17 protein-coding genes are annotated in these 21071 nt (G+C 41.7%); 16 read left to right on the forward strand and 1 reads right to left on the reverse strand.

Features of this window, described 5'->3' with window-relative positions; translation table 11 throughout:
* Position 1: 1 nt before the first annotated feature.
* The 7 genes from DV702_RS02285 to pyrE are packed head-to-tail and all read left to right on the forward strand — an operon-like array spanning position 2 to position 8592.
* On the forward strand, positions 2-1279 hold the full coding sequence (locus tag DV702_RS02285) for a dihydroorotase (protein ID WP_114923267.1): 1278 nt from the start codon (positions 2-4) through the stop codon (positions 1277-1279).
* Positions 1279-2379 (forward strand): carbamoyl phosphate synthase small subunit, encoded by a 1101-nt coding sequence (locus DV702_RS02290; protein ID WP_114923268.1) that lies wholly within the window; start codon positions 1279-1281, stop codon positions 2377-2379. Before DV702_RS02285 ends, DV702_RS02290 begins: the two co-directional genes overlap by 1 nt.
* Entirely contained in the window at positions 2372-5569 is a 3198-nt protein-coding gene (carB, locus tag DV702_RS02295) for a carbamoyl-phosphate synthase large subunit (protein ID WP_114923269.1), read from the forward strand. The genes DV702_RS02290 and carB overlap by 8 nt, the downstream gene beginning before the upstream one ends.
* Positions 5566-6345 (forward strand): dihydroorotate dehydrogenase electron transfer subunit, encoded by a 780-nt coding sequence (locus tag DV702_RS02300; RefSeq protein WP_114923270.1) that lies wholly within the window; start codon positions 5566-5568, stop codon positions 6343-6345. Before carB ends, DV702_RS02300 begins: the two co-directional genes overlap by 4 nt.
* Positions 6342-7256, forward strand: a complete 915-nt coding sequence (locus DV702_RS02305) for a dihydroorotate dehydrogenase (RefSeq protein ID WP_114923271.1) — start codon at positions 6342-6344, stop codon at positions 7254-7256. The genes DV702_RS02300 and DV702_RS02305 overlap by 4 nt, the downstream gene beginning before the upstream one ends.
* A complete protein-coding gene (gene pyrF / locus DV702_RS02310; RefSeq protein WP_114923272.1) occupies positions 7253-7966 on the forward strand; it encodes an orotidine-5'-phosphate decarboxylase in 714 nt (237 codons plus the stop codon). The genes DV702_RS02305 and pyrF overlap by 4 nt, the downstream gene beginning before the upstream one ends.
* On the forward strand, positions 7963-8592 hold the full coding sequence (pyrE, locus tag DV702_RS02315) for an orotate phosphoribosyltransferase (protein WP_114923273.1): 630 nt from the start codon (positions 7963-7965) through the stop codon (positions 8590-8592). The genes pyrF and pyrE overlap by 4 nt, the downstream gene beginning before the upstream one ends.
* 75 nt (positions 8593-8667) lie before the next feature.
* Here pyrE and DV702_RS02320 read toward each other — a convergent pair whose 3' ends face one another.
* Positions 8668-10356 carry an Rqc2 family fibronectin-binding protein gene (locus tag DV702_RS02320; protein ID WP_114923274.1) on the reverse strand — a complete coding sequence of 563 codons (1689 nt, stop codon included), beginning with the start codon at positions 10354-10356 and terminating at the stop codon, positions 8668-8670.
* Positions 10357-10525: 169 nt separating this feature from the next.
* Here DV702_RS02320 and gmk point away from each other — a divergent pair, with 169 nt between their 5' ends.
* From gmk to pknB, 9 genes are all read left to right on the forward strand, one after another.
* The gene (gene gmk / locus DV702_RS02325) at positions 10526-11143 is read left to right on the forward strand and encodes a guanylate kinase (protein ID WP_114923275.1); all 618 of its coding nucleotides are present in this window, start codon (positions 10526-10528) and stop codon (positions 11141-11143) included.
* A gap of 3 nt (positions 11144-11146) precedes the next feature.
* Complete coding sequence (rpoZ, locus tag DV702_RS02330; protein ID WP_114923276.1) at positions 11147-11371, forward strand: DNA-directed RNA polymerase subunit omega; 225 nt, start codon at positions 11147-11149, stop codon at positions 11369-11371.
* Positions 11372-11452: 81 nt separating this feature from the next.
* On the forward strand, positions 11453-12670 hold the full coding sequence (gene coaBC / locus DV702_RS02335; protein ID WP_114923277.1) for a bifunctional phosphopantothenoylcysteine decarboxylase/phosphopantothenate--cysteine ligase CoaBC: 1218 nt from the start codon (positions 11453-11455) through the stop codon (positions 12668-12670).
* Positions 12660-15068: a primosomal protein N' gene (gene priA, locus DV702_RS02340; protein ID WP_114923278.1), complete on the forward strand. Its 2409-nt coding sequence runs from the start codon at positions 12660-12662 to the stop codon at positions 15066-15068. The genes coaBC and priA overlap by 11 nt, the downstream gene beginning before the upstream one ends.
* 434 nt (positions 15069-15502) lie before the next feature.
* Entirely contained in the window at positions 15503-15991 is a 489-nt protein-coding gene (gene def / locus DV702_RS02345) for a peptide deformylase (protein WP_114923279.1), read from the forward strand.
* Positions 15988-16926: a methionyl-tRNA formyltransferase gene (gene fmt, locus DV702_RS02350; RefSeq protein ID WP_114923280.1), complete on the forward strand. Its 939-nt coding sequence runs from the start codon at positions 15988-15990 to the stop codon at positions 16924-16926. Before def ends, fmt begins: the two co-directional genes overlap by 4 nt.
* Positions 16923-18263, forward strand: coding sequence for a 16S rRNA (cytosine(967)-C(5))-methyltransferase RsmB (rsmB, locus tag DV702_RS02355; RefSeq protein ID WP_114923281.1), 1341 nt, complete (start codon positions 16923-16925; stop codon positions 18261-18263). Before fmt ends, rsmB begins: the two co-directional genes overlap by 4 nt.
* Before the next feature lie 28 nt (positions 18264-18291).
* The gene (locus DV702_RS02360; RefSeq protein WP_162805697.1) at positions 18292-19050 is read left to right on the forward strand and encodes a Stp1/IreP family PP2C-type Ser/Thr phosphatase; all 759 of its coding nucleotides are present in this window, start codon (positions 18292-18294) and stop codon (positions 19048-19050) included.
* Entirely contained in the window at positions 19047-21059 is a 2013-nt protein-coding gene (pknB, locus tag DV702_RS02365) for a Stk1 family PASTA domain-containing Ser/Thr kinase (RefSeq protein ID WP_114923283.1), read from the forward strand. The genes DV702_RS02360 and pknB overlap by 4 nt, the downstream gene beginning before the upstream one ends.
* Positions 21060-21071 lie beyond the last annotated feature (12 nt).

Raw genomic sequence — 21071 nt, forward strand, 5'->3', positions numbered from 1 at the left:
TATGAAAACTTTAATTCAAGAAGTACAGATGGTAAATGAAGAAGGTACAGTCATTGAAACGGATGTACTCCTTTCAGAAGGCAAAATTGAAGCGATTGGCAACGAGCTATCTTCAGAAAACTGCGAGGTTATTTCAGGAAAAGATTTGTTGTTATCACCGGGCTTTATTGACGTGCACGTTCATTTAAGAGAACCAGGTGGAGAGCATAAAGAAACGATCGCTACAGGGACACATGCAGCGGCAAAAGGCGGTTATACAACCATTTGTTCTATGCCGAATACGCGTCCTGTACCAGATACAAAAGAAAATTTAAACAAAATTAATCAGTTAATCGAAGAAAATTCCAGAATTCGAGTATTGCCATACGCATCCATTACGATTAGAGAAGCAGGGAAAGAACGTACGAACTTAGCGGAATTAAAAGAACACGGTGCGTTCGCATTCACGGATGATGGGGTTGGCGTACAAGAAGCGGGCATGATGTATGAAGCGATGCAAGACGCGGCAGCTATTAATATGCCGATTGTTGCCCATTGCGAAGACAATACATTGATCTACGGCGGAGCTATGCACGAAGGTTCACGCAATAAAGAACTTGGGTTACCAGGTATACCTTCCATCTGTGAGTCAGTACATATTGCGCGGGATATTCTCTTGGCAGAAGCTGCTGGCGCGCATTATCATGTTTGCCACGTCAGCACAAAAGAATCCGTCCGCGCCATTCGAGATGGCAAAAGAGCGGGCATTCACGTAACGGGAGAAGTGAGTCCCCACCATTTATTATTAGAAGAAAACGATGTTCCAGGAGACGATGCAGACTGGAAGATGAATCCGCCACTGCGTTCCAAAGAAGACCGTGAAGCTTTGCGACAAGGATTACTTGACGGCACGTTAGATTGTATAGCAACTGACCATGCACCGCACACAGCGGACGAAAAAGCAGTAGGTATAGCGAAAGCGCCATTTGGTATTACTGGATTCGAAACAGCATTTCCTCTATTGTATACAAACTTCGTAAAGCCTGGTCATTGGTCGCTAAAGCAACTACTTGATTGGATGACTGTAAAGCCGGCTGAAGTATTCAACTTGCCATACGGTAAAATTGAAGTAGGAGCAACTGCTGATCTAGTATTGATCGACTTAAAGAAAGAGCAAAAAATTGATCGTACAACATTTGTATCAAAAGGGAAAAATACTCCATTTGACGGCTGGGAATGCGCTGGATGGCCTGTAATGACAATTTTCGGTGGAGACATCGTTTGGAAGGATGGTCAATAATGACAAAAAGATATTTAGTACTAGAAGACGGATCTATATTCGAAGGTAAAGCATTCGGAGCAGAGAATGCATCAGTAGGAGAAGCGGTATTCGCAACAGGAATGACAGGTTATCAGGAAACAATCTCTAATCCGTCAGGTTGCGGACAAATCGTAGTGATGACGTATCCGTTAATCGGCAACTACGGAATTAACCGCGATGATTATGAATCAATCGATCTTGCTATTAACGGATTGGTCGTTCGGGAGTTAACAGAAGAACCTTCAAACTTCCGCAGTGGCATGTCATTAGGTGATTTACTAACATTAAAAGGGATTCCAGGAATTCAAGAAATTGATACGAGAAAATTGACACGTTTATTACGTGAAAAAGGTGCCTTGAAAGGTAAACTAACAGCTGCAGGAGAAGAAATTGATACAAATGCAGTGATTACCGAAGTGAAAGGTTATGAACTTCCGACAGATTTAGTGTCTAAAGTCTCTACTAAACGGCCGTATCCAAGTCCTGGTCTAGGAAAGCGTGTAGTCGTTATTGATTATGGTATTAAACACGGAATTCTACGTGAGCTAAATAAAAAAGATTGTGATGTAATCGTTGTGCCTTTTGATACTTCAGCAAAAGAAATTTTAGCTTTATTCCCAGATGGGATCTTACTGTCAAATGGGCCGGGAAATCCTGAAGATGTAGCAGGCGCAGTGGAAACGATTAAAGAACTGCTTGGTAAAAAGCCGATTTTCGGGATCGGCCTTGGGCATCAGTTATTTGCGCTGGCATGTGGTGCAAAAACTGCAAAAATGAAAAACAGTCATATTGGCGGCAACTATCCTGTCAAAGATTTAAATACGAACCGCACAGACCTAACTTCACAAAGTCACGGCTATGAAGTACTGGAAGATTCATTAGCCGGAACTGGGCTGGAAGTAACGCATAAAGCGTTGAATGATAATTGTGTAGAAGGTGTGCGCAGTGAGAAATATGAAGCATTTTCAGTACAGTTCCATCCAGAAGCATCACCGGGACCACAAGACGCTAGCTATTTGTTTGACCGTTTTATTGAATTGATGACTGCAAGCAACCGAAAGGGGAATATTCATGCCTAAACGTACAGATATTAAATCCATTCTCGTCATTGGCTCAGGTCCAATTGTTATTGGGCAAGCCGCTGAATTTGACTACGCGGGTACACAAGCGTGTCTATCATTAAAAGAAGAAGGGTACCGTGTAATTCTGATTAACTCTAATCCGGCAACGATCATGACGGATACAGAAATTGCGGATAAAGTATATATTGAACCTATTACACTGGAATTCGTCAGCCGCATCATTCGTAAAGAGCGCCCTGATGCATTACTACCTACATTAGGCGGCCAAACAGGATTGAATATGGCGATTGAATTACAAGAGTCAGGAATTTTAGATGAACTGGAAATTGAAATTTTAGGTACGAAACTAGATGCGATCCATAAGGCAGAAGACCGTGACCTGTTCCGTAACTTGATGAATGAGATGGGAGAGCCGGTTCCGGACAGTGAGATTATCCACAATATCGATGAAGCGTATGCGTTCGTTAATGAAATTGGCTACCCGGTCATTGTACGTCCGGCATTTACACTCGGTGGTACGGGTGGAGGAATCTGTCACAACGACGAAGATTTAGAAGAAATTGTAGCAAGCGGTTTGAAATACAGCCCAGTTACACAATGTTTACTCGAGAAATCCATCGCCGGCTTTAAAGAAATTGAATATGAAGTAATGCGTGACTCAGCAGATAATGCGATTGTCGTATGTAATATGGAAAACGTAGACGCTGTAGGGATTCATACAGGTGACTCTATCGTTACAGCGCCATGTCAAACGCTAACAGACCGTGAAAATCAAATGTTGCGTAATGTTTCTCTCCGTATCATTCGCGCATTGAAAATCGAAGGAGGATGTAACGTACAGTTAGCACTTGATCCGCATAGCTTTGATTACTACATCATCGAAGTAAACCCGCGAGTGAGTCGTTCATCAGCATTAGCATCTAAGGCAACTGGCTATCCAATTGCAAAATTAGCTGCGAAAATTGCAGTCGGCTTAACTTTAGATGAAATGATGAACCCTGTAACAGGCAATACGTATGCTTGCTTTGAGCCGACTTTAGACTATGTTGTCACAAAAATTCCACGCTGGCCATTCGATAAGTTCGAATCAGCAAAACGTAACTTGGGGACACAAATGAAGGCAACTGGTGAAGTGATGGCAATGGGTCGTACATTTGAAGAGTCGATTCAAAAAGCTGTTCGTTCATTAGAAACCGGTCAATTCGACTTATCACTTCCTGGTGGAGAAGATATGACGGATGCCTGGATCGAGAAGCGTATTCGTAAAGCGGGAGATGAACGTTTGTTCTTTATCGGTGAAGCGTTGCGCCGTGGAGTGACAATTGAAACGTTACATGATTGGAGCGCAATTGATCTATTCTTCTTACGCAAGTTTGAAACTATCGTGCGTTATGAAGAGTTATTGAAAAACAACCCATATGACTATGACGTAGCTTATAAAGCAAAGCGTTTAGGTTTTGCAGACGTAACGCTGGCTAAACTTTGGAAGACGACTGAGCGTGAAGTGTACGACTGGAGAAAACAACAAGAACTTATTCCGGTGTATAAGAAAGTAGACACATGTGCAGGTGAGTATGAATCAGACACACCATATTTCTACGGAACGTATGAAGAAGAAAATGAATCTGTTAGAACCGATAAGAAAAGTGTAGTTGTTTTAGGATCAGGTCCGATACGAATTGGACAAGGTGTAGAGTTCGACTATGCAACAGTGCATTGTGTATGGGCAATTCAAGAAGCTGGTTATGAAGCGATTATCGTGAATAATAATCCGGAGACAGTATCTACAGACTTCTCTATCTCTGATAAATTGTACTTCGAGCCACTGACGATTGAAGACGTTATGCACATCATTGATCTAGAACAGCCAGAAGGAGTAATTGTTCAGTTTGGCGGCCAGACGGCAATTAACTTAGCTGACGAGTTAGAGGCACGTGGTGTTAAAATTCTTGGAACATCACTTGAAGATATCGATCGTGCAGAAAACCGCGACAAATTTGAAAGTGCGCTTCATGAAATCGGTGTACCACAACCACTTGGTAAAACAGCATTATCTGTTCCGGAAGCTGTGGTGATTGCTACAGAGATCGGATATCCTGTGCTTGTGCGTCCTTCGTATGTACTGGGTGGGCGTGCGATGGAGATCGTTTATCATGAAGAAGAATTATTGCAGTATATGGAAAATGCAGTGAAAGCCAGTCCAGAGCACCCTGTTTTGATCGACCGATACTTAACAGGTACAGAAATCGAAGTAGATGCAATCTGTGATGGCGAAACAGTATTAATTCCTGGAATTATGGAACACATTGAACGTGCGGGTGTTCACTCAGGTGACTCAATTGCTGTTTATCCGCCACAAAATCTTTCACAGTCAATGATTGAAACGATTGCAGATTACACAAAACGTCTAGCGCTCGGTTTGAAAATTCGCGGGTTGATGAATATCCAATTTGTAATTTCTGAAGGGCAAGTATATGTAATAGAAGTGAATCCACGCTCTAGTCGTACAGTACCATTTTTGAGTAAAATCACGAATATTCCAATGGCTAACGTTGCGACACAAGCGATTTTAGGCAAATCTATTGCACAACAAGGATATGCAGATGGATTAGCAGATGCTCCAGCAGGTGTCTATGTTAAAGTGCCTGTGTTCTCATTTGCTAAGTTACGCCGTGTAGACATAACACTCGGACCAGAAATGAAATCAACGGGTGAGGTTATGGGGAAAGACAGCACGCTAGAGAAAGCTTTATATAAAGGCTTGGTCGCTGCTGGTATGGAAGTGAAAGAATACGGATCCGTTCTCATGACTGTATCTGATAAAGATAAAGAAGAAATTGTCGATATGGCAAAACGCTTCGTGGAAATAGGTTATCGAATTTTAGCGACAGAGGGTACTGCTAAAGCACTTGAGCAGGCGAATATCGAAGTGAAAACAGTAGGCAAGATCGGTACAGAAGGAACAACTTTGATCGATGTCATTCAAAAAGGGCAAGCGCAGTTAGTGATCAATACACTAACTAAAGGGAAGCAACCTGCGCGTGACGGCTTTAGAATACGTCGTGAGTCTGTAGAAAATGGCGTTCCGGCGTTTACTTCAATCGATACAGCAAATGCCATGCTATCGGTAATTGAATCTATGACATTCCAAACAGACGCTATGCCAAAACCACAGGTGATTCAATGATCATCCAAGACTTGATGACTGTCGGATCGCAACAGCAAATCGCCAAAAATATTTTCGAAATGAAACTCACTGGAAAGCTGGTCGGAGAAATTACTTCTCCTGGCCAGTTTGTCCATATTCGCGTATCAGATTCCTTTGAACCATTATTACGTCGTCCAATTTCTATTGCGAATATTGACGCTGAAAAAAATGAAATGACGATTATTTATCGCGCGGAAGGACACGGCACGCAATTGCTGTCCCATAAACGTGAAGGGGATATTGTGAATGTACTAGGACCTTTAGGTAACGGATTTCCAGTGGAAGAAACGTTAGCTGGTCAAACTGCTATATTGATAGGTGGGGGGATTGGTGTCCCTCCACTCTATGAATTATCTAAACAATTAACAGCTAAAGGTGTTAATTGTATTCATATTCTAGGGTTTCAGTCAGATGATGTGGTCTTTTATGAAGAAGAATTCGCGGTGCTCGGCGAGACGCATATTGCGACGGTAGATGGTACGAATGGAACAGCGGGATTCGTGACGAATATTATGAGTAAGCTTTCTAATGAATTCGAAACATTTTATAGCTGTGGACCTATGCCGATGCTTGACGCGGTACAAAAAGCATATGTGCATAAAAAAGGATTTCTATCATTTGAACAACGTATGGGCTGCGGAATCGGTGCTTGTTTCGCTTGCGTTTGCCATACAAATGAAAATGCAACGGATAAAACATACGTTAAAGTCTGTTCAGATGGTCCAGTATTTCCAGCAGGGGTGGTGCAAATATGAATAGATTAGCGATTACATTGCCCGGCTTAGAGCTGAAAAATCCAATTATGCCTGCTTCCGGTTGCTTTGGCTTTGGGAAAGAGTATGGTAATCTTTATGATCTCTCTCAATTAGGTGCAATTATGATTAAAGCTACAACACTTGAAACTCGTTACGGCAATCCTACTCCGCGTGTAGCCGAAACGTCTTCAGGTATGTTAAATGCTATTGGATTACAAAACCCTGGATTACATGGAGTATTACAAAATGAGTTACCGTGGCTCGAGAAGTTTGACGTTCCAATTATTGCGAACGTAGCAGGTTCTGAAACAGAGGATTATGTAGAAGTGGCAAAAGAACTTTCAAAAGCGCCAAATGTTCATGCCCTAGAGTTAAACATATCGTGTCCGAATGTGAAATGTGGCGGAATAGCATTTGGAACAGATCCAGCGGTGGCAAAAGAATTAACAGCAGCGGTAAAAGCAGTATCAGCGGTGCCAGTTTATGTGAAGTTATCACCTAATGTAGCGGATATTAAGTCCATGGCGCTTGCGGTGGAAGCAGGTGGTGCAGATGGCATTACTATGATCAATACACTAGTCGGTATGCGCTTGGATGAAAAGACAGGCAAACCAGTCATCGCTAACAAAACAGGTGGCTTATCAGGCCCTGCTGTGAAGCCGGTGGCAATTCGTATGGTGTACGAAGTCAGTCAAGTGGTCAATATCCCTATCATTGGAATGGGTGGCGTCACTTGTGTGCAAGATGTTATTGACTTTATGTCAGCGGGAGCTAGTGCAGTAGCAGTCGGTACAGCGAATTTCGTAGATCCATTTGTTTGCCCGACTATTATTGAACAGTTACCTGCAAAATTGGACGACTTGCAAATTGACCATGTTTCAGAATTGATTGGAAGGAGTCACCGCGTATGAATAACTCCCCAATTATCGCTTTAGATTTTAATTCTGCTGAAAAAACGTTTGAATTTCTAAAATTATTGGACCGTTCTGTAAACGTTAAAGTAGGAATGGAATTGTACTATAAAGAAGGACCTGCAATGATTGCACGTTTAAAGGAAGAAGGCTACTCGATCTTCTTGGATTTAAAATTACATGATATACCAAATACCGTGAAATCAGCGATGCGTGTTTTAGCTTCGTTGGAAGTGGATATGGTCAACGTTCATGCAGCTGGTGGGAAAACTATGATGGAAGCCGCTCTTGAAGGATTGGAGTCAGGCACACTAGCCGGTCAAAAGAGACCTGCTCTAATCGCTGTAACCCAACTGACTTCTACGGATGAACGGCAAGTGCGAGAAGAGCAACTGATTACCGTTCCTCTCCATGAGTCCGTAGAGCATTATGCCAAGCTTGCAAAATCTGCTCACTTGGACGGTGTAGTATGTTCTGTACAAGAAGCGAAAATCATTGAAAAAGTCTGTGGTAAAGATTTCTTCAAAGTCACACCAGGCATCCGTTTAGCATCAGGGGATGTACACGATCAAAAACGTGTTGCTACTCCGGCAAAAGCCTGGCAAGAAGGATCCACGCATATTGTAGTAGGCCGTGCCATAACAGGTGCGGAAAACCCACGTGACGCATATGAAAAAGTCAATACATTGTGGAAGGGGATTACTTCATGACAAGACAAAAAGAAGTAGCACAAATTTTATTAAACGTAGGGGCTGTGGCATTAAACCCGAAAGATCCATTTACATGGGCTTCCGGTATTAAATCACCTATTTATTGTGATAACCGTTTAACGATGGCTGATCCAGTAGGGCGTAAGGAAATTGCAGAAGGTTTAGCCGAATTGATTCGAGTTCACTATCCGGATGCTACAGTTATTGCGGGTACTGCAACAGCTGGTATTCCACACGCTGCATGGGTAGCGGACATTTTAAAATTGCCGATGGTATATATCCGTTCTTCCGCAAAAGCGCATGGGAAAAGCCGTCAAATCGAAGGGAAAATTGAACCCGGCGCAAAAGCAGTGATTATTGAAGATTTGATCTCGACAGGTGGTAGTAGTTTAAATGCAGCAAATGCTTTGTTAGCTGAAGGGATAGTAGTGAGCGGAATTGTTTCGATCTTTACATACGAACTTCAAAAAGCAGATGAAAAGTTTGCTGAAGCTAATCTTTCCTACCATAGCTTAACAAATTTTGCAGCGCTTGCAGAAGTAGCGAAAGAACAAGGTGCAATTGAGGAAGAGTCTATGAATGAACTAACTGAATGGCACACGAAACTAAAGCAAGGTACGCTATAAGAATAAAGGGCTGTCGAGAAAGTCAGTAACATCTGATTTTCTCGACAGCCCCTTTTTTATGGAACAACTCATTTCTTACTTCCGGAGTTTCCGAACTAAATCTTCGTCTGGTGTAACGAAGACGGTCTTTTGTTCAAAGTAAATGACAAATCCTGGTTTAGCACCAGAAGGTTTTTTGACGTGTCGGATGGCTGTGTAATCTACAGGGACGGATGATGATTCTCGTGCTTTACTGAAGTATGCAGACAATGTCGCAGCTTCTTCTATAGTTTGTGCATCAGGATTCGCGTCATGAATCACGACGTGAGACCCTGGTATATCTTTCGTGTGTAGCCAAATATGATCACGCGCAGCGACTTTGAACGTTACATAATCATTTTGTTTATTATTTTTGCCTACAGAAATAGCAATACCAGCAGATGACATAAATGACTCAGGTGAAGGCTTTTTTGATTTGATCTTCTTTTTACTTTTACGTGCGCGCATAAATCCAAGTTCTACTAGTTCTTCACGTATTTCTTCTATGTCAATTGGAGATGCTTGGTATACTTGCTGGCGTACCATTTCAAAGTATTCGATATCATCTTTTGTCTTTTCAAGCTGTTCTGCAATACGAATAAGTGCCGTCTTTGCTTTCGAGTAGCGTGAGAAATACTTTTGCGCATTATCAATTGGTGTTTTTCTAGGATCCAGTGGAATCGTAACCGTCGTGCCCTGCTCATAATAATTGTCCACTGTCACTTCAGTATCACCTTTATGCAACATATAGCTGTTGGCAGTCAAAAGTTCCCCGTACAACTTTAAAGTATCCAAGTCTTGTGCAGTTTGTTGTTCTTTCTCCAACTTTTTCATTTTATTTTCTAGCTTAGAAATTTCATTAGACAGCCAACGTTCCAAATCGATTGCCTGGGATTTGACACGCTCTCGTTCTGCTCTTGCGAAATAGACTTTATCGAGAAGATCGCCTAAAGTTTCAAATGATTGAGTAGTTCCTTCCACATGTGTCAGTTCTATTGCTGAAAATAAAGTTTTGCGTTCATTTTCGACTGCCATAGGTTTCATCGTATTTACACTAAAACTATCTAAAAAAGATTTCCAAATACTTAGCCACCGAGTGGAGTCTTGTTGCAGACGATAAAGAAGTTCAGTAGCTGTTAGCGGTGAAAAGCCTGCAAATTGTCGAACGATGTCTTTTGGTTCCTGTACAACACCTAATATAGTCATGACATCTTCATCATTTGTGCTGAAAGGATCTACTTTATCTTGCGCAGGAGCTGGGATATACGGCTGACCGGGCAAAATAGTTCGATAACTGTTTACGGATGGTGGTAAATGCTTCATGCTATCGATGATCAGATCCCGTGAAGCATCTAATAAAATCAAGTTACTGTGACGTCCCATTATTTCTACTACTAATTGCCGTTCAATCTGATCTCCGAGTTCATTGCGCGCTTGTACATGAATAGTGACGACGCGATCCGTCTCATGCTGCTCAATAGACGTAATGAGACCGCCTTCTAGTTGTTTTCTGAGAACCATGCAAAATAGCGGTGGTTCCGCCGGGTTTGTCAATATTTCATTAGTCAATTGTATCCTCGAATAAGAAGGATGCAATGAGACTAATAATTTATGATTTTTATTATTCGATCGGATTTGAAAAACGACTTCTTGTGAATTGGGTTGGTGGATCTTTGAAATCCGACCTGACTTCAGTTGCTGTAATTCGCTTACCATTGCTTTTGTAAATAAACCATCAAATGCCATACGGATTCCTCTTTCATTTCGTTTTGTTCCATTTTAGCACTCATCGCATGATTATGGTATAATATCAACAGATTGCACACATAGGCCTAACTAGTTGGATGATGCATGTTATTATAGGAACTAGGGGCAGATATGTTGTGTATATGAATACATAATAAAGAGGGATTACATGTACAAACATCGAGGACTCTTAATCGTCCTTTCAGGTCCATCTGGCGTTGGTAAAGGAACGGTTCGTAAAGAACTTTTTTCAAGCCCAGGTACCAATTATGAATATTCTATCTCCATGACTACTAGAAACCCGAGAGAAGGCGAAGTAGACGGCGTAGATTATTTCTTCCGATCAAGAGAAGTGTTTGAAGAAATGATTCAAGACGGAAAACTTCTTGAATATGCCGAATACGTGGGGAATTATTATGGAACACCACTTGACTATGTCAATGAAACACTTGATGCGGGACGTGATGTGTTTCTTGAAATTGAAGTTGTCGGTGCAGCACAAGTTCGGGAAAAAGTACCGAACGGTTTGTTTATCTTTTTAGCGCCACCAAGTATAAGCCATTTAGAGAGTCGTTTGATTGGAAGAGGTACAGAAGCGTCTGATATTATTGCAGATCGTGTACTTAAAGCGAGAGAAGAATTAGAAATGATGCATTTGTACGATTATGTAGTAGAAAATGATGAGGTTTCTAAAGCATGTGACCGTGTCAATGCGATTGTAACAGCAGAGCATTGCCGCAGAGAACGTGTGGAAAAGAGATACTTACAGATGTTGGAGGGAGAATAAACTATGTTATATCCATCAGTTGACTCATTAAAAGGTAAGGTAGATTCGAAATATACATTGGTTACATTAGCTGCAAAACGTGCACGTGAAATACAGGAACAGCGCAATGAGTTATTACATTCTTACCGTTCAGTAAAAAGCGTCGGAAGAGCACTTGAAGAAGTTGCAGCCGGTGTATTAATCAACCAAGTAGCCGATGAAAATATTATTTATGAAGACGAAGTTTGATTTGAAATAAAAAACAACTCCCTTGGAATTCAATTGTTCTCAGGGAGTTTGTTATTTTTAGAAAGGAAGAGAGAGTGGAGTATGTTAAACGATAAAAATATTTTACTTTGTGTCACAGGTGGAATCGCGGTTTATAAAGCTGTTGCCTTAGTGAGTAAATTGTCTCAAGCAGGCGCAAACGTAAAAGTTGTCATGACTGACTCAGCAAAAGAATTTGTTCAACCGTTATCATTTCAAGTGATGTCTAGAAATGATGTCTATTTCGATACGTTCGATGAAAAAGATTCGCGTGTAATAGCACATATTGATTTAGCGGATTGGGCAGATTTAGTCGTTGTCGCTCCTGCTACAGCAAACGTCATCGGTAAACTGGCAAATGGCATTGCAGATGATATGGTAACGACTATTTTATTAGCTACTGAAGCTGATGTATGGATTGCACCCGCTATGAATGTTCATATGTATGCCCATCCTGCGGTGAAAAGAAATATTGCGCAGTTACATGCGGACGGCTACCAATTTATCGAACCTTCGGAAGGCTTTTTGGCCTGTGGGTATGTTGGGAAAGGGCGTTTGGAAGAGCCAGAGCGAATTACTGAACTCGTGGCACAATACTTTGATCAAGAGAAAGTGCAACCGCTGGCGGGAAAAAAGGTCGTCATAACGGCAGGGCCCACTAGAGAGCGCATCGATCCGGTTCGATATGTATCGAATTTCTCCAGTGGGAAAATGGGGTATGCGATGGCTGCAGCTGCACAGCAAATGGGTGCAAATACAGTACTCATTTCAGGCCCGGTTGAACTTTCTGTACCCCCTGGTGTGCGAGTTGTGTATGTGGAAAGCGCGGCACAAATGTATGACGCGGTTCTTCATGAATATGATGATGCATCGATAGTCGTTAAATCTGCAGCAGTCGCGGATTATCGTCCGAAGTCGATACATGAACAAAAAATGAAGAAAAAAGTCGGTGATGATACATTGGAACTCGAACGTACGACAGATATTTTACAATCACTCGGAGATCGCAAACAACAGCAAGTGTTAATCGGTTTCGCGGCAGAAACGACAGACGTCATCGCATATGGGAAAAAGAAATTAGAATCTAAAAACTTGGATTATATTATCGTTAATGATGTGACTGATCCCGGCGGGGGATTCGGGAGTGATACGAATGTGGTGACGCTGCTTTCTAGAGAAGGAGTAACGACACCTTTTCAAGCGATGGCGAAAGATCAGCTCGCTATTCGATTGTTTGAAACGATCATTCAACAAGAAAGCGATAAACTACATGTACGCTGAAGTCATTGTGGATGTGGCAGCTTATCCAATCGATCGTCCATTTGATTATGCAGTACCAAAGAAATGGCAGAGTATTCTAGAACCGGGAGTACGAGTGAAAGTTCCATTTGGTTCGCGTAAAGTAGTAGGCTACGTAACGAACACGAAAATGGATAGTGAACTGGATCCTGAAAAAATCAAATCAATCGTTGAGATTATAGATTTAGAGCCGGTTTTATCGAAAGAACTATTAGCTTTGTCAAAATGGATGGCTGCCGATACAATCGCTTATGAGATAGATGCTCTTCAAGTAATGTTGCCGGCAGCTATGCGTGCCAAATATGAAAAAGTTATGCGTGTACGATCGCCAGAATTACTGGACGAATCGTTTCGCGCATTTATAGGAAACAGAGAACAAGTGACGTTAAAAGCATTACAAGATGCGGATTTATTAAAGGAAACAAAAAGTTATAGTGAACGTGGCATTGTTCAAATCGATACCGCCATCCAACAAAAAACAAAGATTAAAAAAGTCCGAATGATTCATATTCCGGACGTTGACAGATTGGAAGTCGCGTTGACAGAAACTCATCCAAACGCAAAAAAACAAGCTGAGTTGTTACGTTGGCTCATGAAGCACGCCTCTCAATCTATCGAAGCGAGTAAGATTTTACATGAAGCAAATATAACCGCAACTGTATTAAAAGCCTTACTTGATAAGCAAATAATCGAACAATCACAAATGGAAGTATATCGCGAACTTGACGCACCTAAAATGAAGGATAGCGGAAAACCTGAATACTTGACGGATGAACAACAAGTCGCTTTATCAGCCATTGAACAGGCTAGTGACCGTGATCAGCAAGAAACATTCCTCTTACACGGCATTACAGGAAGTGGAAAGACGGAAATTTATTTGCAGGCAATTGATCATGTGTTGAAGAAAGGCAAAGAAGCTATCGTGTTAGTTCCGGAAATTTCCTTAACCCCACAAATGACTGCTCGTTTTAAGGGAAGATTTGGGGAATTGGTAGCAGTGTTACACAGCGGACTATCATCGGGTGAAAAATATGATGAATGGCGCAGAATTCATAGAGGAGAAGTGAAAGTGGCGATTGGTGCACGATCCGCTGTTTTTGCTCCTTTTACGAATGTAGGCTTACTTATACTCGATGAAGAACACGAATCCACATACAAACAAGAAGAATCTCCGAGATACCATGCTCGTGATGTAGCTATTTGGCGGGCAGACTATCATCAGTGTCCAGTCATTTTAGGCAGTGCTACACCTGCATTGGAATCTTATGCACGAGCGACAAAAGATGTGTATACGTTACTGACATTAACCGAGCGAGCGAAACAACAAGCATTGCCCAGTGTGGAAGTAGTAGATATGCGGGAGGAGCTGAAAACAGGAAATCGTTCCATGTTTTCTGTAGCATTGACAGAAGCGATGAAAGAACGGCTGGCACGTAAAGAGCAGATTGTCTTATTACTAAATAAACGAGGATTTTCCAGCTTTGTACTTTGCAGAGATTGCGGCACCGTTGTGGAATGTCCGAACTGCGATATTTCATTAACGTATCATCGTTCAACAGAGAGCCTGAAGTGTCATTATTGCGGACATGAAGAACGAGTTCCGTTAGAATGTCCACAATGTGAAAGCGAACATATTCGCTTTTTTGGAACGGGTACGCAAAAAGCGCAGGAAGAATTATTTAAATTATTACCTGAAGCCCGTGTCATTCGAATGGATGTCGATACGACGAATACAAAAGGCGCTCATGAACGCCTACTTCATGATTTTGGTGAAGGAAAAGCAGACATCCTACTCGGTACACAAATGATAGCTAAAGGCTTAGATTTTCCTCGCATTACATTGGTAGGTGTACTAGCAGCAGACACATCACTTCATTTGGCAGACTTTCGCGCAGCTGAAAAAACATTTCAATTATTGACGCAAGTGAGTGGACGGGCGGGCCGTGATCAATTACCTGGTGAAGTAGTGATTCAAACATATGATCCGGATCACTATGCTATTGAGCTATCCAAATCCCAAGAATATGTACCATTTTACGAACTAGAAATGGATAGAAGAAGACAACTGGGCTATCCTCCTTACTATTATGTAACCGTTGTGCAATTCAGCCATGAAGATGTGCTAAAAGCGGCTGATTACGCACATAAAGGAACGACTTTCCTGGCAGAGCGCCTGTCCCCCAATACCATAATCATCGGACCAACCGCCGCAGCGATTAGCCGTCTCAATAATAGATATCGCTATCAATGTTTGATAAAATATAAGCAAGAACCCGCTCTCATTCCCATTTTACAACAATTGCTAAAACATTATAAAATGAACTGGGCAAAAGACGGATTAGCAATGTCCATAAACAGAGAACCAACAGCAATATTTTAACAACAAAAGTGAAAAGCACCGCCAAGCCTCGACCGGCACTGGAGCACGAGTCGAAAAAGTGCATACTTCCACTTTATCGACACGTGTGAAGTGACCCGAGAGGCTGGTGCTTACAACTAGCCGAAACAAAAGTGAAAAGCACCGCCTAGCCTCGACCGGCACTGGAGCACGAGTCGAAAAAGTGCATACTTCCACTTTATCGACACGTGTGAAGTGACCCGAGAGGCTGGTGCTTACAACTAGCCGAAACAAAAGTGAAAAGCACCGCCTAGCCTCGACCGGCACTGGAGCACGAGTCGAAAAAGTGCGCACTTCCACTTTATCGACACGTGTGAAGTGACCCGAGAGGCTGGTGCTTACAACTAGCCGAAACAAAAGTGAAAAGCACCGCCTAGCCAAAAAACTAAGCGAACCGAAAGAAAGAAGGAATAACCGTGGCAATTTTAAAAATAGTAAAACATCCATCCCCCATCCTTACAACTCCTTGTAAAGAAGTAACGGTATTTGACGAGAAATTAGGGAAGCTGTTGGATGATATGTATGAAACGATGGTAGAAAATGACGGTGTAGGAATAGCAGCACCTCAAGTAGGCGAGTCGATTCGTGCGGCAATTGTAGAATTTGATGAAGAACAAGATATTATTGAAATGATTAACCCAGTTGTGACAGGCACGGGCGGCACAGAAGTTGAAGTAGAAGGGTGTCTCAGCTTTCCAGGACTCTTTGGCGAAGTAGAACGTCCTTTCCACGTTCGCATCGAAGCGCAAGAGCGTGATGGTAAATTGTACGAGTTGGAAGCAGAAGGTTATGAAGCACGCGCTATTCTACACGAAATTGATCACTTGAACGGAATTTTATTTGATAAGAAAATTCAGCGAGTAGTAGATCCTTCTGAATTTGAAGAGGAGGAAGACGAAGAGTGACAAAAATTATATTTATGGGTACCCCACAATTCTCTGTTTCTGTGCTGACTATGTTAGTGGATGAAGGGTATGATATTAAAGCAGTAGTTACGCAACCAGACCGGCCGGTAGGAAGAAAAAGAGTATTGACTCCACCGCCAGTAAAAGAAGAAGCTATACGTCTTGGCTTACCTGTAATTCAGCCTGAAAAACTGACAGGTTCTGATGAGCTGAAGGAAATAATTGAATTACAGCCAGACTTGATCATTACAGCAGCATTTGGTCAGTTGCTCCCTAAAGAATTATTAGATACACCGAAATTGGGTTGCATCAACGTGCATGCATCGTTATTACCGAAATATCGTGGCGGAGCACCCATTCATCAAGCAATTATAGATGGTGAAACAGAAACAGGCGTGACGATTATGTATATGGCGGAAAAACTAGATGCAGGTGATATTATTTCACAAGTAGTTACACCGATTAAAGAAACAGATGATACGGGCAGTATGTTCACAAAGTTATCTGTTGCAGGAACGGCTTTGCTAAAAGAAACATTGCCATCGATTATTGAAGGAACGAATATACGAACAGTACAAGATGAATCATTTGTGACATTTGCAAGAAATATTTCAAGAGAACAAGAACGTATTGATTGGACGTCTTCAGCACGTGCGATTTATAACCAAGTGAGAGGTTTACATCCTTGGCCAGTTGCATATACCACATTTTCAAATGAGCAAGTGAAAATTTGGTGGGGAAAAGTAGAAGATCAAGTGTCAGAAGCAAAACCCGGACAAATCATTGCACTAGAGAAGGATCGGATCATCGTGCAAACCGGAAACGGTGCATTTGCGATTACAGACCTACAACCGGCAGGAAAAAAACGAATGACTGCCACCGTATTCTTAAATGGGATCGGATCTAAATGGCAAGTGGGAGACCAATTTGAATGACACATTATAAAAAGAAGATTTGGCGTGGAAATGTACGTGATGCCGCTTTATCTATTTTAATGGATATTGAAAATGAGCAGGCATTCAGTAATTTACTACTGCATAAAACGATTGAATTATACGACCTGCCTCAAAAAGACCGTGCATTATTAACGGAGCTGACGTATGGGACATTGCAACATCAAATGACATTAGATTATTATTTAGCTCCGTTCGTACGCGGAAAGTTACAGCCGTGGGTTCGTCAGTTATTGCGCATGTCTGTCTATCAAATCATTTTCCTGACGAAAATACCTGAACATGCAGTTGTCAATGAAGCTGTAAAAATCGCTAACAAACGTGGACATAAGGGAGTATCCTCAATGGTAAACGGAATCTTGCGGACAATTTTACGCGAAGGTGTACCTGCATTAGACGAAATTGAAGATCCAATCGAGCGATTATCGATTGAAACAAGTCATCCGCAATGGCTTATCAGACGGTGGATTGAGCAGTATGGAATAGAAGAAGCTACAGCTATTGCGGTGGTCAATAATATGCCTCCTGTAACGACTGCGAGAATTAACACAACGAAAACTAATAGAGGCGAAGTCATTGGCTTACTAAAAAAAGAAGGCGTTATTGCTTCACCGGGCAACTTGACTGCTCATAGTATTCAAGTGGAATCAGGGAATTTAGCCTTGACAGATGCGTATAAGCAAGGATTACTAACCGTGCAGGATGAAAGTTCAATGTTACCGGCATTAGCGTTACAAGTTGAACCAGGCATGGAAGTGTTGGATATGTGTGCAGCACCGGGCGGTAAAACTACTCATATTGCTGAGCGCATGAAAAATGACGGAGTAATCCAGGCACATGACCTTCATCCACATAAACTTCGGTTAATTGAACAAAATGCCCAAAGATTAGGATTGACTTCCATTCGTACAGCGAGCGGTGATAGTAGAAAGTTACTCGAAACCTACGCTCCTCAATCATTCGACAGAGTGCTAGTAGATGCTCCTTGTAGTGGATTAGGTGTTATTCGCAGGAAACCTGAAATTAAATATAAAAAAACAGTACAAGACTTAGAAAATCTTGCGCAAATTCAAAAAGATTTACTCACAGTAGCGAGTCAATTAGTAAAAAAAGACGGGTTATTAGTGTATAGCACATGTACTATTGAACAGACAGAAAACCAAGGAATTATTGAATGGTTCTTGAAGCAAAAGTCAGATTTCGAATTGGTTCCACTACAAATAATCGATCAAGAAGACGCTCGTGAGTACGTACAGATTTTACCGCATCAATACGAAAGCGATGGTTTTTTTGTGGCGGCTTTACGCAGAAAAAACTAACCTGTACGAGAAGAATGGGGGTTGGCTTATGGAATTTGAAATCCGCTCAGATACGGGACGGAAACGAACAGTAAATGAAGATGAAGCGGCCGTGTTTGTACATGAAGAACATGATGCAGTTCTCGCTATTGTCGCAGATGGAATGGGTGGGCATAAAGGTGGGGACTTCGCCAGTGCTACCGCCGTTCGTATGATAGGCGAACGATTTATGTCGGCATCCGTAGAAATAGAATCGGATCAAGATTGGTCTGATCTGTTGTATGATGCGGTTGTCGATGTTAATTTGTTTTTGTTCACAACAGCTCAGCAGGACGATTCGTTTAAAGGAATGGGAACGACGCTCGACATAGCACTGATTCTGTCAAACGATTGTTTAGTTTTTCATGTAGGTGACAGCCGTATTTACCAAGTGACCGGTAAAGCAATACGACAAATAACGAAAGATCATTCATTCGTCAATGTACTAGTAGATAGCGGGGAGATTACGGAGCAAGAAGCAGAAGTACATCCCCAAAGAAACTGGATTATGAAAGCGGTAGGTTCTGAAAAGTCCATCGTTCCTGACCTTTGTAAAGTTCCATTGCCTCCTGATTCATATTTGCTGCTATGTACCGATGGATTAAGCAATAAAATTGAAAAGGAAGTCATGTTGGACATTGTTTTGCGTGACGAACCTTTAGCGAGTAAGGCAGATACATTTATCGAGTTAGCAAACGAGCGCGGCGGCGAAGATAATATTACGGTTATTTTACTTGAAGTGCCTGAAGTTGAGGTGATTTCCACATGATTGGCAAAAGAATAGGCAAACGTTATGAAATTATTCGTGTGATTGGTGACGGTGGGATGTCTAGAGTGTATTTAGCGCATGACATGATACTAGATCGTGACGTTGCAATTAAAGTACTCCACTATGATTTTGCCAATGAAGAAGAACTGAAAAAGCGATTTCGGCGTGAAGCGCTTTCTGCGACCAGCTTAACCCATCCGCATATTGTGAATATTTTTGATGTCGGACAAGAAGATGAGCATCATTATTTAGTGATGGAATACATAGCCGGTAAGACATTGAAAGAATATATTCATACACATGGCGCGCTAACTCCGGAACATGCGGTTTCCATCATGCAGCAATTAGTATCTGCTATATCTCATGCTCATCATAACGGCATTATTCATCGAGATATTAAGCCACAGAATGTGTTGATGAATAGTGAAGATGAAGTGAAGATTACAGATTTCGGTATAGCTATGGCACTTGATTCTACAGTGCATACGAAAACGAATTCAGTTATCGGTACTGTTCATTATTTATCACCTGAGCAAGCACGCGGTGGAATGGCGACTAAACGCTCGGATATATATTCGCTTGGAATTGTGTTTTATGAATTGCTTACTGGTCAATTACCGTTTTCTGCTGAAACTGCCGTCGCGATTGCTTTAAAACATTTGCAGGAAGAAACACCGTCCGTTCGTAAGAAGTTTCCCGAAATTCCTCAAAGTGTTGAAAACGTCATTTTGAAAGCTACAGCAAAAGATGCAAATTATCGCTATACAACGACAGATGAAATGTACGAAGATTTGTTAACTGTATTTTCACCCGAACGAGCAAATGAGGATAAATTCGCTTTACCATTTGATGATGATCGAACAGTTGCGATTCCGGCTGTTAAAGATGTGCCAGTAGTCGAAGATATAGAAGACACAGTGAATATAGCACCTGCCGCAGTAGAGGTGACTTCTCCGCCAAAGAAAAAGAAGAAATGGCCATTCGTTTTAGCTGGCAGCGTAGTGTTGTTGGCTATGATAGCAATTGTATTGTTCATAATGTTGAAACCAAAAGAAATTATTGTTCCTACTGTAGTTGGTGTTGAAGAATTGGCAGCAATCGAAATTCTTGAAAAAGAAGGATTCGTGATTGATGAAAGAATAGAAGAAACGTCAGATGATTATCTTGCCGGACAAGTGACAAGAACGGTTCCGGATGCGGGTAAGAAGCGCAAAGAAGGGGACGGCGTTAAGTTATTTATTAGTACGGGAAAAGATAAAATGAAGTTAAATGACTATACTGGCCGCAATTTCGAGGCGACAGAGCGTTTTTTAAAAGGGTATGGATTCAAACCGATTGAAGCTGTAGAAGTATATGCAGATGAACCAAAAGGCACGATTATTGATCAACAACCAGAAGCAGATACTATGGTCATTCCTGAAGAAACTGATTTGATTTTCACAGTGAGTAAAGGAAAAGAATTGCAGTCATTGGAAGATTTACGCGGTATGACAAAAAAGCAATTGGAAGACTATGCTGATAGTACAGGTTTTACGATCCATATTGTAGGCGAGGAAGAGTCGGATACAGTGGAAAAAGGACGTGTCATTTCCCAAAAGCCTGCTAAAGGGACGAAGATGGATAAAGGTGGTCGGGTGGATGTAGTGGTCTCTAAAGGTGAAGCGACAAAACCTGTGAAACTTCTAGTGAAGATGTTGACGATTCCCTATGAAGTAGTAGAGGAACAAACACCAGACGATGAGTTTGAACCCGATCCGGAAGTTGGTAATGAAGCTGAATCAGAGACAGAAACAGCCACTGAACTAGAACGCGTGCCACAAAAAATACAAATTTATATCCAAGATCGAAACCATACGATGAATGACGCGTATGAAGAGTTTGAAATTACAGAAGATACTACACGTAAAATCACTATCGAGCTTGAAGATGGCGAACGTGGCGGATATAAGATTTTACGTGATCAGAAAGTTATTGAAGAAGATCAGTTCAACTATAAAGATTTAGATTAAAGGAGGAGTTCG

The sequence above is a fragment of the Sporosarcina sp. PTS2304 genome (assembly GCF_003351785.1).
Lineage (GTDB): Bacteria > Bacillota > Bacilli > Bacillales_A > Planococcaceae > Sporosarcina.

Coding starts and splice junctions, on each gene's coding strand:
- DV702_RS02305 (WP_114923271.1), top strand. CDS start 6,342: ATGAATAGATTAGCGATTACATTGCCCGGCTTAGAGCTGAAAAATCCA.
- DV702_RS02320 (WP_114923274.1), bottom strand. CDS start 10,356: ATGGCATTTGATGGTTTATTTACAAAAGCAATGGTAAGCGAATTACAG.
- carB (WP_114923269.1), top strand. CDS start 2,372: ATGCCTAAACGTACAGATATTAAATCCATTCTCGTCATTGGCTCAGGT.
- rpoZ (WP_114923276.1), top strand. CDS start 11,147: ATGTTATATCCATCAGTTGACTCATTAAAAGGTAAGGTAGATTCGAAA.
- priA (WP_114923278.1), top strand. CDS start 12,660: ATGTACGCTGAAGTCATTGTGGATGTGGCAGCTTATCCAATCGATCGT.
- gmk (WP_114923275.1), top strand. CDS start 10,526: ATGTACAAACATCGAGGACTCTTAATCGTCCTTTCAGGTCCATCTGGC.
- pyrE (WP_114923273.1), top strand. CDS start 7,963: ATGACAAGACAAAAAGAAGTAGCACAAATTTTATTAAACGTAGGGGCT.
- DV702_RS02360 (WP_162805697.1), top strand. CDS start 18,292: ATGGAATTTGAAATCCGCTCAGATACGGGACGGAAACGAACAGTAAAT.
- pknB (WP_114923283.1), top strand. CDS start 19,047: ATGATTGGCAAAAGAATAGGCAAACGTTATGAAATTATTCGTGTGATT.
- coaBC (WP_114923277.1), top strand. CDS start 11,453: ATGTTAAACGATAAAAATATTTTACTTTGTGTCACAGGTGGAATCGCG.
- rsmB (WP_114923281.1), top strand. CDS start 16,923: ATGACACATTATAAAAAGAAGATTTGGCGTGGAAATGTACGTGATGCC.
- DV702_RS02285 (WP_114923267.1), top strand. CDS start 2: ATGAAAACTTTAATTCAAGAAGTACAGATGGTAAATGAAGAAGGTACA.
- DV702_RS02290 (WP_114923268.1), top strand. CDS start 1,279: ATGACAAAAAGATATTTAGTACTAGAAGACGGATCTATATTCGAAGGT.
- pyrF (WP_114923272.1), top strand. CDS start 7,253: ATGAATAACTCCCCAATTATCGCTTTAGATTTTAATTCTGCTGAAAAA.
- DV702_RS02300 (WP_114923270.1), top strand. CDS start 5,566: ATGATCATCCAAGACTTGATGACTGTCGGATCGCAACAGCAAATCGCC.